Source organism: Chitinophaga sp. (assembly GCF_035538455.1).
GTDB lineage: Bacteria > Bacteroidota > Bacteroidia > Chitinophagales > Chitinophagaceae > Chitinophaga.
Genome location: NZ_DATLKJ010000008.1, coordinates 1 through 13,641 on the forward strand (window position 1 = coordinate 1; position 13,641 = coordinate 13,641).

Consider the following 13,641-nt stretch of genomic DNA (forward strand, 5'->3'; position numbering starts at 1 on the left):
GGGAAACTATCTGTCTTTTGATAATGAGACCTCATTTAAAAAAGCAGTAAAGGATATGATACAGCGCTCGCCGAAAGAGCAGAAAGACTTTGAGAAAAGCAATGGATATACCTCATTAGCCACACGGTTTGTAGAATATAATGATAAGATTCGTAGTATGGAGAGTAAAAAAGATACATCCGGATTTTTTATCCTCAAGCCCAGATATGATCATGTATTGTACTGGAAAGCTACAGATGAATATTACTTTAATGCGCCTGACTGGGAAACAGCACTCTTGATTAATGAGAACGGCCTTGTTAAGATTGACAACGAAATTTACAAACTCAATAAAGACAAAACCATCAAGTTAAAGAACGGAGATCTCCAGACTTTACGAACTGCAATTACAGAAAGAAACAATATTGATAAAGATGCATATAAAGTGCAATTGCTTAATCCCGATAGAGATAATGCGAACGGTATAAAGAATCAAACTGCCCGGGTGTGGCCATGGCTGCGTGTAACAGGAACCAACCCGGCTGAAGGACAGACAACTATTGGTATAAGCCAACAAAATGTTAGTACAACCACCACTAAAAGATTGTACTATCAAGTGAGGGTAATAAATGTGAGAAAAGCCGGAATTGTTTATTGCTGGGCAGAATTACAATATAGGGCACAGGCAAAGCAATTCATTTTTTGGCAGTGGTTTCCCGCTAGAGAAGTAAAATTGGACGGTGGATTTGGTTTTAAGTTCAGGGATGCTGATGGCTTTTTTTCTGCTACAGACCTTAATTTTTCCAATATCGGTATAACAGACAGGTATTATCAAACATATTACAATCCAGAAACCTGGGGAACCCAAATATTGGGCATTTCGAGTAATTTCGTTTATCATCCAGACCCATACTCTATTATATCAAGCCCGGCACACGCCATGCTTTGTTCGGATTTACGGAATCACCCGGACGGCCACAAATTTATTTTCAATGATCAGGATCTGGGTGATCAGTCCGGTCCCGATTTTTATTTGAAAATAGCAGGAGCTGGCTGGAAGGATCTTCTTCAAACCCCATCCAGCTTTAACTGTTGGGTCGGTGGAGCACCCTTTGATATTAGTTTCTAAATACCCGTGAAACTGCTTCCTGAGTAGCTTTTGTTACGGACAGGTTACATGGATAAACAAAACCAGGAACAGTTATATGCTAAAGGGATGAAAGTGTAGTCATCCCTTTAGTATCGTATAATCAGGGGTAGCTATGCATTATCAACCCTGTATGTATAAGCAAACCTCCCACCTGGAAAATTAGATACATGCATCCATCTAAAATGCCGTGCTTGGGAGTAAAAGCGTACTAAGGCCTGAGCATTCCCCGGTCATCTTCTGACGATCACAGGAGAAACAAAGAGGGGGCAAAGCCCTATTAAAGGCGCACATATTAAAATAGACATTTGCCATTAATAGCTACCACAAGAGGGGCATCCTAAAAGCTAAAACACATTATAACTTACATTCATACACAATCGAGCTGCATTTCTCCACATTCTTCAAGCCTTTCCTGTAAGATCTCAACCCATTGAAAAAGCCTGCTACAAGACGGCTTTTACCGGTTTTATACTTCTCGCTGAGCAGGCTCACATAAAATCCATCGAATACCATAGGGTGCTTTTTTTCGACCCTGATCTGGTGAGACAATAATAATTTTTCCATGGAAGCAGGTGAGAAATGATAGAGATGCCGTGGAACATCATAAGCGGCCCAGTGCTGGCCATAGTGGTCTGCGTCAGAAGAAGTGTAATTGGGAACAGCTATGAGCAATGCTCCCCCTGGCTTCAGCAGTACCCGTATGCGTTCCAGGTAGTGATGTAGTTCATGTACGTGCTCCAGCACATGCCACATGGTAATGGCGTCAAACGAAGCTGCCGGTAGCGAAAAGAGCTGATCAATCGGCAATGGTTCTATATTATAGATGCTTTTGGCATTTTTGCGTGCATTTTCATCCGGTTCGAGACCGGTAACGTTCCAGCCACCTGTTTGCATATAATGCAGGAAGGCGCCGGTGCCACAGCCTATGTCCAGCAGACTGCCCTGTTTAATACCAGAAGAAGCACGTACCCAGTTTTGTTTGGAACGGAGAGTGATCTTCCTAACGCTGTGGTATAAACGATTTATCAGGCCCTGCTTTGTTTCTGAATGGGAAATATATTCCTGCGACTGATAATAACGGCCAATCTTATCATTTGCAGGTATGTTCTGTGTAAAGCGTCCGCTGCAACCGCCGCAATGCCAGATTCCGAAAGTCTCTCCGGAAACCGTATAGTCTTTGGCGGTAAGCGCTTCATGAATTAAGGATGATCCGCAAAGCGGACAACTATTATAGTAGATCGAGTTCATTTTACGTTGAAAGTCCCAAAAATAAATTAATTCCTGTTATTTATACTCGCCCCACACTTCACGCAGTGTATCAGCGATCTCTCCAAGTGTGCAATAGTTTTCTACTGCGGATACGACCAGTGGCATCACATTCTCCGTACCGCGGGCTGCTTCCTGGATGCGCTGCAGACAAGCCCCTGCAGCTGCATTGTCGCGGCGCGCTCTGAGTGCCTGCAGGCGTTCGGTCTGCACCTGCCGGATACTGTCGTCTATACGGAATACCTCTGGCGCATCAGTTTCTTCAACAGTGAATTTATTTACGCCAACAATTATTTTTTCATTGTTCTCTACGGCCTGTTGATACAGATAGGCACTACGCGCGATTTCATCCTGTACAAATCCCTGTTCGATAGCGCTTACCGCACCACCCATCGCATCAATTTTATGTATTAGCTCCCAGGCCTTCTGTTCTACTTCGTCGGTCAGCGACTCTACGTAGAAGGAACCCGCCAGCGGGTCTACAGTATCGGCTATACCGCTTTCATAGCCTACGATCTGCTGCGTGCGCAAAGCAATACGGGCCGCTTCTTCTGTGGGCAGTGACAGGGCTTCATCAAAACCATTGGTATGTAATGATTGCGTACCGCCTAAAGTAGCTGCCAGCGTCTGGATGGCCACACGTACAATATTGTTATGAGGCTGTTGTGCAGTGAGCGTGCTGCCACCTGTCTGTGTATGGAAGCGCAACATCTGGGCCTTGGGATCAGTGGCGCCCAGCTCTTTGGTGATATGCGCCCACATGCGCCGTGCAGCGCGGAATTTGGCCACTTCTTCAAAAAGATGGTTATGGGAATTGAAGAAAAAAGAAAGACGCTTCGCAAATACGTTGATGTCCAATCCTTTTTCAAGTGCCGCTTTCAGATAGGCTTTACCGTTAGACAACGTAAAGGCCAGCTCCTGCACCGCGTTGGCCCCCGCTTCCCGGATATGATAACCAGAAATGGATATGGTGTTCCATTTGGGAACTTCCTTACTGCAATAGTCAAATATATCAGTAATGATACGCATGGAAGGCTTTGGCGGATAGATAAAGGTTCCACGGGCAGCGTATTCTTTCAGTATATCGTTCTGAATGGTACCTGAAATTTTCTTCAGGTCAGCACCCTGCTTTTTGGCAAGGGCAATGTAAAGCGCCAGCAGTATAAACCCTGTGGCATTGATAGTCATGGAGGTAGAAATCTGTTCCAGCGAGATACCTTTAAACAGGACCTCCATATCATCAAGCGAATCGATCGCTACGCCAACTTTTCCTACTTCCCCTTCAGACATTGCATGATCCGAATCATAGCCTATCTGTGTGGGCAGGTCAAATGCAACACTAAGCCCCATTACGCCCTGGCTCAGCAGGTAATGGTACCGTTGGTTGGACGCCTCTGCAGTACTGAAGCCCGCATACTGGCGCATGGTCCATAATTTATCACGATACATGGAAGCATGTATGCCTCGCGTGAACGGGTAAGCCCCCGGCTGCTCTTCCATTGGCACAGGCTGCGAATACAATGGCGCTATGGTAATACCTGAATCTGTTTGGATAATCTTCTCCATGATGTACGAAACTAACGCTGCAATGTTACATAATTATTACGGTACTTCGCCGCTGTGAAAATTATTGATAATTTGTGTTAAAGTTTGGCTAAGCATAATGATCATTTATACCCTGTTATTTATCACACTGGCTTTGTCCGCATATAGTTTGTCACTCCTGTGGAAATCAAGCCGGAAGCCACTGAGCAAGAGCTATTCCAGCATATTGCTGGGACTCTCATTAGGCTTGTTCTTGTTTTTGTTTGGTACCTGGGTGTATTTGTCTATCTATGCAAAATACACTTACGGCGGCTTGCTTATATTATCTGCAGCAGCAGGACTTATCCGCGAAAAGCAGGGAGGAAAGGCATCTCCGGCAAAATGGAAGCAGGTATCCAACCTGATATTATCAGTTGTTCTTATTATCTGCAACGTGCTTTACTTCACAGGTACTACCGGCAACCTGGCCACCATCACATTAGATTATCCGCTGAAGTCAGGAAAGTATTTTGTATTGCAGGGAGGGAAAGGACTTCCTACCAATGTGTTTCACTTCAGCTTACGTGGTGCTGTGTATGCAATGGATATTGTAAAGCTCAACAAATGGGGGGGCCGCGCTAACCGTATTTTTTCAAAACGGCTGGAAGATTATGAGATATTCAATGATACGGTGTATGCTCCCTGCGACGGGCTTGTATTACGCGCCTACAGCACCAACCCCGACAATATACCACCGGCCATGGAACGTGGTCCTAAAAATACCAATCAGGTATTGCTGGAAGGAAAAGATTGTTATTTCTTCGCTGCGCACCTCAAAATGAACGGCGTGTTTGTAAAGGAAGGTCAATATGTAAAAACCGGTGATCCACTTGGACTGGTAGGTAATTCAGGATTCAGTACAGAGCCGCACCTGCATATACAGACGCATGCCAAAACGCCCGGAGTTCCCTGGTATCAGGCTAAGCCGCTGTATATGCTGTTTAAAGGTAAAGGCTATCTGTTGAACGAGGAAATGAATATCCCCTGATTATCTCATAACCTTTTTGGCTTCACCATTGATGATCTGAGCGGTAAGCTCTGCAGGCGATTCCCCGGCCTGTGCAAATACTTCCAGTATTTGTCTGTTCAATTCCAGCGCCGGCGTCTCAGGAGGCAGTTGTGATGCAATCTGATTAATGACAGCGATAGTCTGCTCCTTCAGCGTTTTTACGGCGTCCCAGGTCATAGCGCTTACATAGATCTGCTGGGTAATGTTATGCTCATACTCCGATTTAATACTATGTACCATGGAAATCTGCATATCCACAGCGCTCATTCCTGGCTGATATACCCGCCCGATAAGACTCTGAGGAGTAATGCGGTCTACGTATAATGCCAGCCTTTCGTAAGCTTGCAGCTGCAATGGCAATACCGTTGGATTCACAGTTGCCTGCTTTTCACCTTCCGGTGCAGCATCAGCCGACTTTTTCTTAAACAGGTCTCGGATTGTAATAAACACCACTACAATAGCGCCAATCGCAAGGCACAGGTACAGTAACTGCTGAGAGTTCATTTATCGGAAAGATTTTTGAGCTGACAAAGATATACAAATATATAAATACATAATATGAATTTTACCGCTGCATCCTTCGAGTCGTACGATTTCCCTGATGTCTGACTAATATAAAGGTGCGAAAAATCACTGTCTCCAACGATTTTATCATCTTCAGATATAAATCAAACATCAGGAAAATCAAAAAATCACATTGGATTTACTATTTCAGGTATTCCCGCAGTCTTTCCACACCTTTCTCAAGTGTAGCCATATTGGTGGCATAAGAGAGACGTATGCAGTTAGGCTGTCCGAAAGCCACGCCGGTAACAACAGATACGTGCGCTTTGTGCAACAGGTACATACAGAGATCATCAGCATTACCAATGTGAGTTCCGTGGAGGGTTTTATTGAAAAACGCACTTACGTCAGGGAACATATAGAACGCACCTTCCGGATCGTTTACTTTCAGGCCCGGAATGCTCTTCAATGCTTCATGGATATACTGGCGCCTGCGTTTGAACTCCGTTACCATTTCCTGCGCCGGAGCGAGGTCACCGGTGAGCGCTGTAATAGCAGCCCGCTGCGTGATAGAGCAAGTGGCGGAAGTAAACTGACTTTGTATTTTATCACATGCTTTGGCCAGTTCCAGCGGAGCAGCCACATAGCCCAGTCTCCAGCCCGTCATGGCAAAGCCTTTGCTCAAACCGTTGATGATCACCGTACGGTTAATCAGGTCACCGAATTGCGCGATGCTTTCATGTTTGCCAACATAGTTGATGTATTCATAGATTTCATCAGAGATGATGAAGATCTGCAGATGCCTGGCAAATACTGCTGCAAGCGCTTCCAGCTCGGCTTTGGAATATACCGAACCGGTAGGGTTACAGGGGGAAGAGAACATAAACAGCCTGGTTTTGGGCGTGATCGCGGCTTCCAGCTGTTCGGGAGTGATCTTATAGTTATTTTCAATGCTGCAGGGAACAAATACCACTTTACCCTGACAGAGTTTCACCTGTTCTGAGTATGTTACCCAGTAAGGAGTAGGGATGATCACTTCATCACCGGGGTTGATGATGCTCAATACCACATTGGCCAGGCTCTGTTTGGCCCCTGTAGATACAACAATCTGTTCAGGCGTGTACGCTAGGCCGTTATCCCTTTTCAGTTTGTATACTACTGCCTGTCTTACATCCGCATAGCCTGCTACAGGTGTATAGTGGGTATACCCCTCATCTATGGCTTGCTTGGCAGCTTCGCGAATATGTACCGGCGTATCAAAATCCGGCTCCCCGATACTCAGATCTACAATATCAATTCCCTGTGCTTTAAGTTCCCGGCCAAGTTTGGCCATTTTAATTGTTTGCGGCTCGGAGATCCGTGATAGCCTTTCTGCTAGTTGATTCATATCTGAGTATTGAGTTGACAGCAACAAACCTACATAAAAAAAAGTAAACACACGTCGTACGGTACTGCAATATAGCAGCTGCTGGCACAAAAACGGGCGTCTCAGAATCTGGGACGCCCGTTCCTTTAAACATATCTTTAATTATCACATCAGCTTCATCTCATCAATCAACCTGGTACATCCTGCAAATTTGTCCACAATAAACAGCACATACCTGATATCCACCATGATATTGCGGCAGATACCCGGATCATAGTTGATATCGCTCATCGTGCCTTCCCAGGTACGGTCAAAATTGAGACCTACCAGGTGTCCGTTAGCATTGAGTGCAGGGCTGCCGGAATTACCACCGGTAGTGTGGTTGGATGCAATAAAGCACACCGGCATACGGCCATTCACGCCATAGCGGCCATAGTCTTTATTCTTATAAAGCTCGATCAGACGCGCCGGCACATCAAATTCATAATCGCCGGGAATATATTTTTCTATTACCCCATCGAGGTAAGTATAATAGTCATAATGAATGGCATCACGCGGACTGTATCCATCCACTTTGCCATACGTTACACGAAGGGTGCTGTTGGCATCCGGGTAGAAGCGCTTTTTACTGCCCATTACATCCATCTGCGCCTGCATGTAGGTACGCTGCAGGTTGTTGATGCTGTTCTGTATATCGTTGAGCGGACGGCTAACGTTGTCAACAAAACCCTTACGAAGCGCCATGGCAAGACGTGTGGCGGGATCTTTCCAGATCTGTGCCACCACGGTATTATACGGCTGTTGTACAAAAGCCTTCAGTTTCTCCATGGATGTGAGGCCGGATACGGCATACATCCTGTCTGCAAGATTGCGGCCATCCTTGTTGTTCTCCTGCCATACCTGCAGGTATTCATTGCCAGCGAATTGTGCAGGTACACCTTTAGCATAGATGTCAAGGAGACTCACGCAGATATCGTGATCCACACGGGCATTATAGTTCTGGTAAAAGGACTGCATGGATTCGAGAAATTGCTGGCGCTTGGATTCATACTGACCTTCACCTTGCTCATGTACATCACTGATGAAATTGATAAGGCGGTCGCTGGCAGAGAGCAATTCCACATTTTTCACCAGTTCATTGTAATAGTCACGGGTCTGTGCATATGGCTGCAACTGGCGGTACATAGCATTAAGCGAGTCCAGTACGCCGTTGTAGCGGGGCTTCAATGCTGGATTTTCCTCCAGCATCTTGCGATAATCTGCTTCGTATTGTTTCTTTTTGTAGATGCCATTGGTTTGTTTGATACCCTGCATCTCTCCCATCCATTTTTTCCAGTAGTTGGCAGTCTGTGCATATTTGGCGGCGTACTGGATCTTAATCTGTTCATCTCTGCGCATGTAGGAGTCCATTATTTTCAGGGCGGCATCGCGCATTTCTACCTTAGCAGCGTCCACAACCTGAACAGCCTGTTTTACCGCTTCAGAAGGTAGGTATTCACTGGTACGACCCGGGAATCCCATTACCATAGTAAAGTCGCCGGGTTTAACCCCCTTCATGGAAATAGTGAGCGAGTGGCGCGGGGTGAACGGAACGTTGTCTTGTGAATATGGTGCAGGGCGGCCATCTTTGCCAGCATAGATGCGGAAGATGGAAAAATCACCGGTATGACGGGGCCATACCCAGTTATCAGTATCGGAGCCGAATTTGCCGATGGAGGAAGGCGGAGCGCCTACGAGGCGTACGTCTTTGTATGTCTCAGTAACGAAAAGGAAATATTGATTGCCTTCATAGAAGGGCTTAATTATTACATCCTGCCAACTTTCGCGGCGGGTAGCGTTGCGCAGTTCATTCAGGCGTTTGTCAATAACAGACTGACGCTCGCGTTCTGTCATGCCAGGCTTCACATCTTGCAGGGCGGTTTTGGTAACGTCATCAATCCTTACTATGAAGGTGGCAGTTAAGCCGGGATTAGGGAGTTCTTCGGCTGCAGTTCTCGCCCAGAAACCGTTTTCGAGGAAATTATTTTGCAGTGATGAATGTTTCTGTATTGCATCATAACCGCAGTGATGGTTGGTTAGCAGGAGTCCTTTTGTGGAAATGACCTCAGCAGTACAGAATCCACCAAAGCTGACAATGGCGTCTTTGAGACTGCCTTTATTAATGCTGTAAATGTCTGCAGCAGTAATTTTCATTCCCATTCCTTTCATCTCTTTCTCATTAAGCCCGGAAAGCAATTGAGGGAGCCACATCCCTTCCGTAGCGTAGGTGCGCAATGCCAGCACGGTAAATGCGAGCAAGAGCATTGGTCTCACGATTCGTTGCAACATATCTGAAATATCATTTATTAAGGCTGGCAATTTACAACAGATTTCACGCAAAGAAGCATAAGTAGGGCAAAGTTCTTTGCACCACTTATGCTTCTTAATGTGAAAAGTCAATACTCCTGTGGGAGGAACAATTATTTATAGAGGTAATTCAATGCAATTACATCATTGCTATTGAATGTACGGTTACCACCGTTAGAGCAGGCCAGCATCCAGGAGTTAGCATCCGGACCAGAAGGAGTACCGGGGATCTGTACAGCGCCAACACCACCGTCGCCTTCATTTACTGCAGAACCTCCGCAGCTGTAAGCACGGTTCATGTAGTCTGTATGGCGCATACCGATACAGTGGCCAACTTCATGCTGGATAACAGAACCCACGTACAATACGTTGGGGTTTGAACCATATGCATATTGGTTGGTGTTCATTTTTATAGTGCCATAAGGATTGCCGCCGGAAGGGAAACCGGAAGAACCAAGTGTGATATATCCACCGCTTGGACCCTGGTTGAATCCTTTGATAGTGATGTTAGGGGTGCCGCTGGTAATGCGTTTGAAAGTCATACGCAGTCCCAGTCTGTTGTAGCGTGCAATGGCAGTATCAGTACCCGCCACGAATGCAGTACCCAGGTTCACCACTTTAATGGTAATTACGCGGGGCAATGCGGATACGAGGTTATTGGTACGGTACTGTTCTGTGTTGGCAACACGAAGAGTAGGAGTACTAACTTTTGTTTGTAACTGTTCAGCGGTGAGCAGGATATCACCTTCTACGAGGTAGCCATCTTCATCTTTGCGAACGTTGTCTGTGCTGAAGCCCTGGGCTTTGATCTGGGCTAATACATCTGCAGAAACCGGATCGGGTTGTGCATCCTGTTTCTGATCATTCTTTTGGCAGGAGGTGATCATCAAACCTGCAACCAGGCAGGCCATTACACTAAATGCTTGTTTTTTCATGAATTCGGATTTTGGTTTTAATAAAGAAAAAAGAACTCCCTATATCGCCCGCTGACCGCGCAACGGCAATACTATAAACACTAAGGTGACAGCCAGGATCCGCAATTCAGTGATTACAGAAACAGCAGCTATTGGCACGCATTGCTGGTAAGATTAAAAGTGTTAACCAGTGCTCATTTTTGTAGACATATAAATTTGATGTCAACAAAATAGTCGCATGCAATTTTCAATGATTGGTGATGATTTGACAGTACCGGTATCGCCCGGTGGATTCAGATTTGCTAAGATATACTCAGAGGTTTTTCGCTCTTACAGATTGTTGTTTTGCTTTAGATTTCGTTGCTCTACACAATTTGTTTATGTTGTGTTCCCAATATTACAACTTTCGTTTAATTTAAAAAAAATATTTTCTGTTTTAACAGATAAAAATTGCATCGAAAAATTAATATCAGTAGTTTTAATATATCGGGGATTGTAGTGATCCCCAGTGAGCCAAAAGCTAAACCCTTACTTATCAACGCCGATTAATCCGCATGAAACAACATCTGTTCAAACTCTTCATAGCCCTTTGTTTGTTGTTGCATTTCCGCAACGCGTCCGCCGTTACCAAAGATACTATTGTATTTAGGTATGCGGCAGATACCCTGCAACCCGGACAACCTCATACCACATTGCTGGTGAAATTCAGCAATGTCCCCAACACCAGTTCACTTAGTAAGTACGGCTTACTGAAAGTGCTTACCAGTCAGCATTACATACTGCAACGATTACCTGAGGACAGCGCCATCACAAAAAAAATTGTGTACTGCTATCATGCCAATGCTAACTGGAAAGCCTCCACGATGCTACTTCGTCAACTCGAAAAACTCGGCAGCAAGGACAGTATCACCGCGCAGATTTCCTATACAAAAGAGTATGCGTCACTGTCTTATATCCGCACCATTCAAAACCTCGGTGAATATCATACTGCGTTGATACGCCTTAGAAAACTGGATTGGCCCCGCTTGATCGCAGATAAAACCATTACTACGGCAGACGCACTGCGCAAGCCATCCACAGAGGTTATCATCAACGCCTACAATCCATATATCAACCGCATTAATATTGTACAACAACAATATCCTTTTATTACCGGAAAAAGTATAACCGTTTCCCTTAAAGAAGATTTCTTTGACACAACTGACATAGATCTCAAAGGGGCTTACCTGCCTACACCCGGCAACAGTACAAATGTTACCGGGCATGCTACACAAATGGCTACGCTTATTGCCGGTGCTGGCAACAGCGGTAGTAGTTCGCTCGGTGTTGTACCAGGCGCCAGGCTCAGCTCTATCAACTTCAACGGTCTGTCTGCCTACTTCCCTGATACAAGCGTTTATTTTCAGCGTTATAATATCACTGCACAGAACCATTCCTATGGTATTGACATTGACAATAACTACAGTGCGGGAGCAGCTGCATATGACCAGCAGGTATATATTGCTGACACCATCGTTCATGTTTTCTCATCAGGCAATAGTGGCATGGCTGCCTCTGATGCGGGTCTCTACAAAGGGATTGCCGGTTTCGCCAACCTGTCTATGAATACCAAACATGCCAAGAATATTATTGTTGTCGGTGGTACTGATGCTGCGGGCTTTCTAACCACCGGTATACAGAGCAGCTGCAAAGGACCAGCGTACGATGGGCGCATCAAACCGGATTTTACCGCTTTTGGACAAAGCGGTACATCTGATGCCAGCGCACTCACCACCGGCGTCAGCGCGTTATTGCAAGATGCTTACCGGCAGCGGTTTTCAAAAGCTCCTTCTGCTGCGCTCATTAAAAGTTTACTGATCAACAGTACAATACTTCCTGAAGGTATCACACCCGGATATGGCTACGGATTCGGCAACATGCATGCACTCAATGCCATGAAAACCATACAGGAAAACCGCTTCCGCCAGGGCACACTTAACAGTAACGCTTCCTCCTCGTATGATATAACCGTTCCCGCAGGTATCCGGCAGGCCAAGGTAACGCTCTGCTGGAACGATCCTCCTGCAGTTGAAAATGCAGCGAAAGCGCTCCTCAATGATCTCGATATTACCGTTACCACCGCTGATGGCAAAGTATGGCTGCCCTGGGTGCTAAGCACCTACCCATCCGCCGATAGCCTGCGGAAACCTGCACGCCGTGGCACCGACAGCCTGAACAATACAGAACAGGTAACAATAGACCTCCCTCCCGCCGGTAACCTGCACATTACCATCAGCAGCAAACGGCTCGTTACACCCAGCCAGACGTTTTATATCGCCTGGTCCCTTCTATCCCAGCAATCATTCCAATGGCAAAATCCGCTACCAGGAAGCATTCTGCTGGCCGGCAATCCAGTGCCCCTGCAATGGGAAACTTCCTATAGCGGCAACGGCGACATCTCTTACAGCACTGATAGTATTAACTGGCAACCTATTGCTCAACAAGTACCCGCACAACTGCAAATCTCAGAATGGAATGTACCGGATCTGTTCAGCAAGGCATGGGTAAAGCTGACACTGAAAGACACATCCTTTACCAGCCCCGCGTTCTACATTTCCCCACGTGTTAATCTGCAGGTCGGGTTCAACTGCACAGATACCGTAATGCTGTTCTGGCAGGGACTGGCCGGCGCAAAAGCTTATCAGGTCTACAGTATACAGAATAACATCCTTACTTCGTATAGCCAGCCCCGTGATACATTTATATTCATTCCGAAGAAAGCAATCAACTCTCTTTACGTCGCAATCAGTCCGATAGCACAGGCAGGCTGGGAAGGCGCCCGTAGCAATACACTCAATTACACCACGCAAGGCGTGAGCTGCTATGTTCAAAACCTCCTTGCAGACAGAACTACAGATAATAAAGTACAACTGACACTCTCCGTGGCTACCGGGTACAATCTTAAAAACATATACTGGGAAAGACGTTCCGGGCAGAACTGGACCCAGCTTGGCAGTCAGCCTGTAAATAATTCGCTAACCTATTATCTCACAGATGCCCAGCCATTTGAAGGTATTATACACTACCGCGTGCGCCTCGAAACCCTCGATGGCAGAATCTTCTATTCGGATGAGGTAATGGTGAATATATTGATTGAAAGTGATATACTGATGTTCCCCAATCCGGTAAGGGATCAGTTGTATGTGTTGGCCAAAGAGCCGGGAGAGAAACAATTACTGATCACGGATATGAGCGGGCGCAGGGTGATGCAGCGTACTATCACTGATGTGCAGGAGACCATTCCCGTGCAGCTGCTGGCCAATGGTGTTTATTACTGCAGTATTTTCTCCGGCAACAAGAAGATCTTCTCAGCGAAGTTTATTAAAGTGAACTAGTGTTATGTTAATTATAAAATGGCGTATTTATTTGTATATTTGATCAATGGATAAACAAATGATACGTTATACAATCAAATTAACCAAGGCAGAAGTAGAAGAACTACACAGTATAATAAATAAAGGTTCACATACTTCACAGACATTTC

General features: G+C 45.7%; 9 protein-coding genes. 3 read left to right on the forward strand and 6 right to left on the reverse strand.

Features of this window, described 5'->3' with window-relative positions; translation table 11 throughout:
- Positions 1–1,108, forward strand: a 1,108-nt coding sequence (locus VM802_RS00815) for a hypothetical protein (RefSeq protein ID WP_325526954.1), incomplete at its 5' end; no start/stop codon positions are given.
- Between the two features lie 375 nt (positions 1,109–1,483).
- Here VM802_RS00815 and VM802_RS00820 read toward each other — a convergent pair.
- Positions 1,484–2,377, reverse strand: coding sequence for a class I SAM-dependent methyltransferase (locus VM802_RS00820; protein ID WP_325526956.1), 894 nt, complete (start codon positions 2,375–2,377; stop codon positions 1,484–1,486).
- 36 nt (positions 2,378–2,413) lie between these two features.
- Positions 2,414–3,961, reverse strand: coding sequence for an acyl-CoA mutase large subunit family protein (locus tag VM802_RS00825; protein ID WP_325526958.1), 1,548 nt, complete (start codon positions 3,959–3,961; stop codon positions 2,414–2,416).
- Between the two features lie 97 nt (positions 3,962–4,058).
- Between VM802_RS00825 and VM802_RS00830 the strand changes: the two genes are divergently transcribed.
- A complete protein-coding gene (locus tag VM802_RS00830) occupies positions 4,059–4,967 on the forward strand; it encodes a M23 family metallopeptidase (protein WP_325526960.1) in 909 nt (302 codons plus the stop codon).
- On the opposite strand, the gene VM802_RS00835 is transcribed toward VM802_RS00830, so the two are convergent.
- The 4 genes from VM802_RS00835 to VM802_RS00850 all read right to left on the reverse strand — a co-directional run bounded on the left by VM802_RS00835 (position 4,968) and on the right by VM802_RS00850 (position 10,139).
- Positions 4,968–5,492, reverse strand: coding sequence for a DUF7935 family protein (locus VM802_RS00835; protein ID WP_325526962.1), 525 nt, complete (start codon positions 5,490–5,492; stop codon positions 4,968–4,970).
- A gap of 202 nt (positions 5,493–5,694) precedes the next feature.
- Positions 5,695–6,879, reverse strand: a complete 1,185-nt coding sequence (locus VM802_RS00840; RefSeq protein WP_325526964.1) for a pyridoxal phosphate-dependent aminotransferase — start codon at positions 6,877–6,879, stop codon at positions 5,695–5,697.
- Positions 6,880–7,023: 144 nt separating this feature from the next.
- Positions 7,024–9,186, reverse strand: coding sequence for a S46 family peptidase (locus tag VM802_RS00845; RefSeq protein ID WP_325526966.1), 2,163 nt, complete (start codon positions 9,184–9,186; stop codon positions 7,024–7,026).
- Between the two features lie 131 nt (positions 9,187–9,317).
- Entirely contained in the window at positions 9,318–10,139 is an 822-nt protein-coding gene (locus VM802_RS00850; protein WP_325526968.1) for a M57 family metalloprotease, read from the reverse strand.
- Between the two features lie 533 nt (positions 10,140–10,672).
- Between VM802_RS00850 and VM802_RS00855 the strand changes: the two genes are divergently transcribed.
- Positions 10,673–13,492, forward strand: coding sequence for a S8 family peptidase (locus VM802_RS00855; protein WP_325526970.1), 2,820 nt, complete (start codon positions 10,673–10,675; stop codon positions 13,490–13,492).
- Positions 13,493–13,641 lie beyond the last annotated feature (149 nt).

Bases quoted from the DNA above. Each gene is read 5' to 3' on its own strand.
- VM802_RS00820 (WP_325526956.1), bottom strand. From the start codon at position 2,377: ATGAACTCGATCTACTATAATAGTTGTCCGCTTTGCGGATCATCCTTA.
- VM802_RS00825 (WP_325526958.1), bottom strand. From the start codon at position 3,961: ATGGAGAAGATTATCCAAACAGATTCAGGTATTACCATAGCGCCATTG.
- VM802_RS00830 (WP_325526960.1), top strand. From the start codon at position 4,059: ATGATCATTTATACCCTGTTATTTATCACACTGGCTTTGTCCGCATAT.
- VM802_RS00835 (WP_325526962.1), bottom strand. From the start codon at position 5,492: ATGAACTCTCAGCAGTTACTGTACCTGTGCCTTGCGATTGGCGCTATT.
- VM802_RS00840 (WP_325526964.1), bottom strand. From the start codon at position 6,879: ATGAATCAACTAGCAGAAAGGCTATCACGGATCTCCGAGCCGCAAACA.
- VM802_RS00845 (WP_325526966.1), bottom strand. From the start codon at position 9,186: ATGTTGCAACGAATCGTGAGACCAATGCTCTTGCTCGCATTTACCGTG.
- VM802_RS00850 (WP_325526968.1), bottom strand. From the start codon at position 10,139: ATGAAAAAACAAGCATTTAGTGTAATGGCCTGCCTGGTTGCAGGTTTG.
- VM802_RS00855 (WP_325526970.1), top strand. From the start codon at position 10,673: ATGAAACAACATCTGTTCAAACTCTTCATAGCCCTTTGTTTGTTGTTG.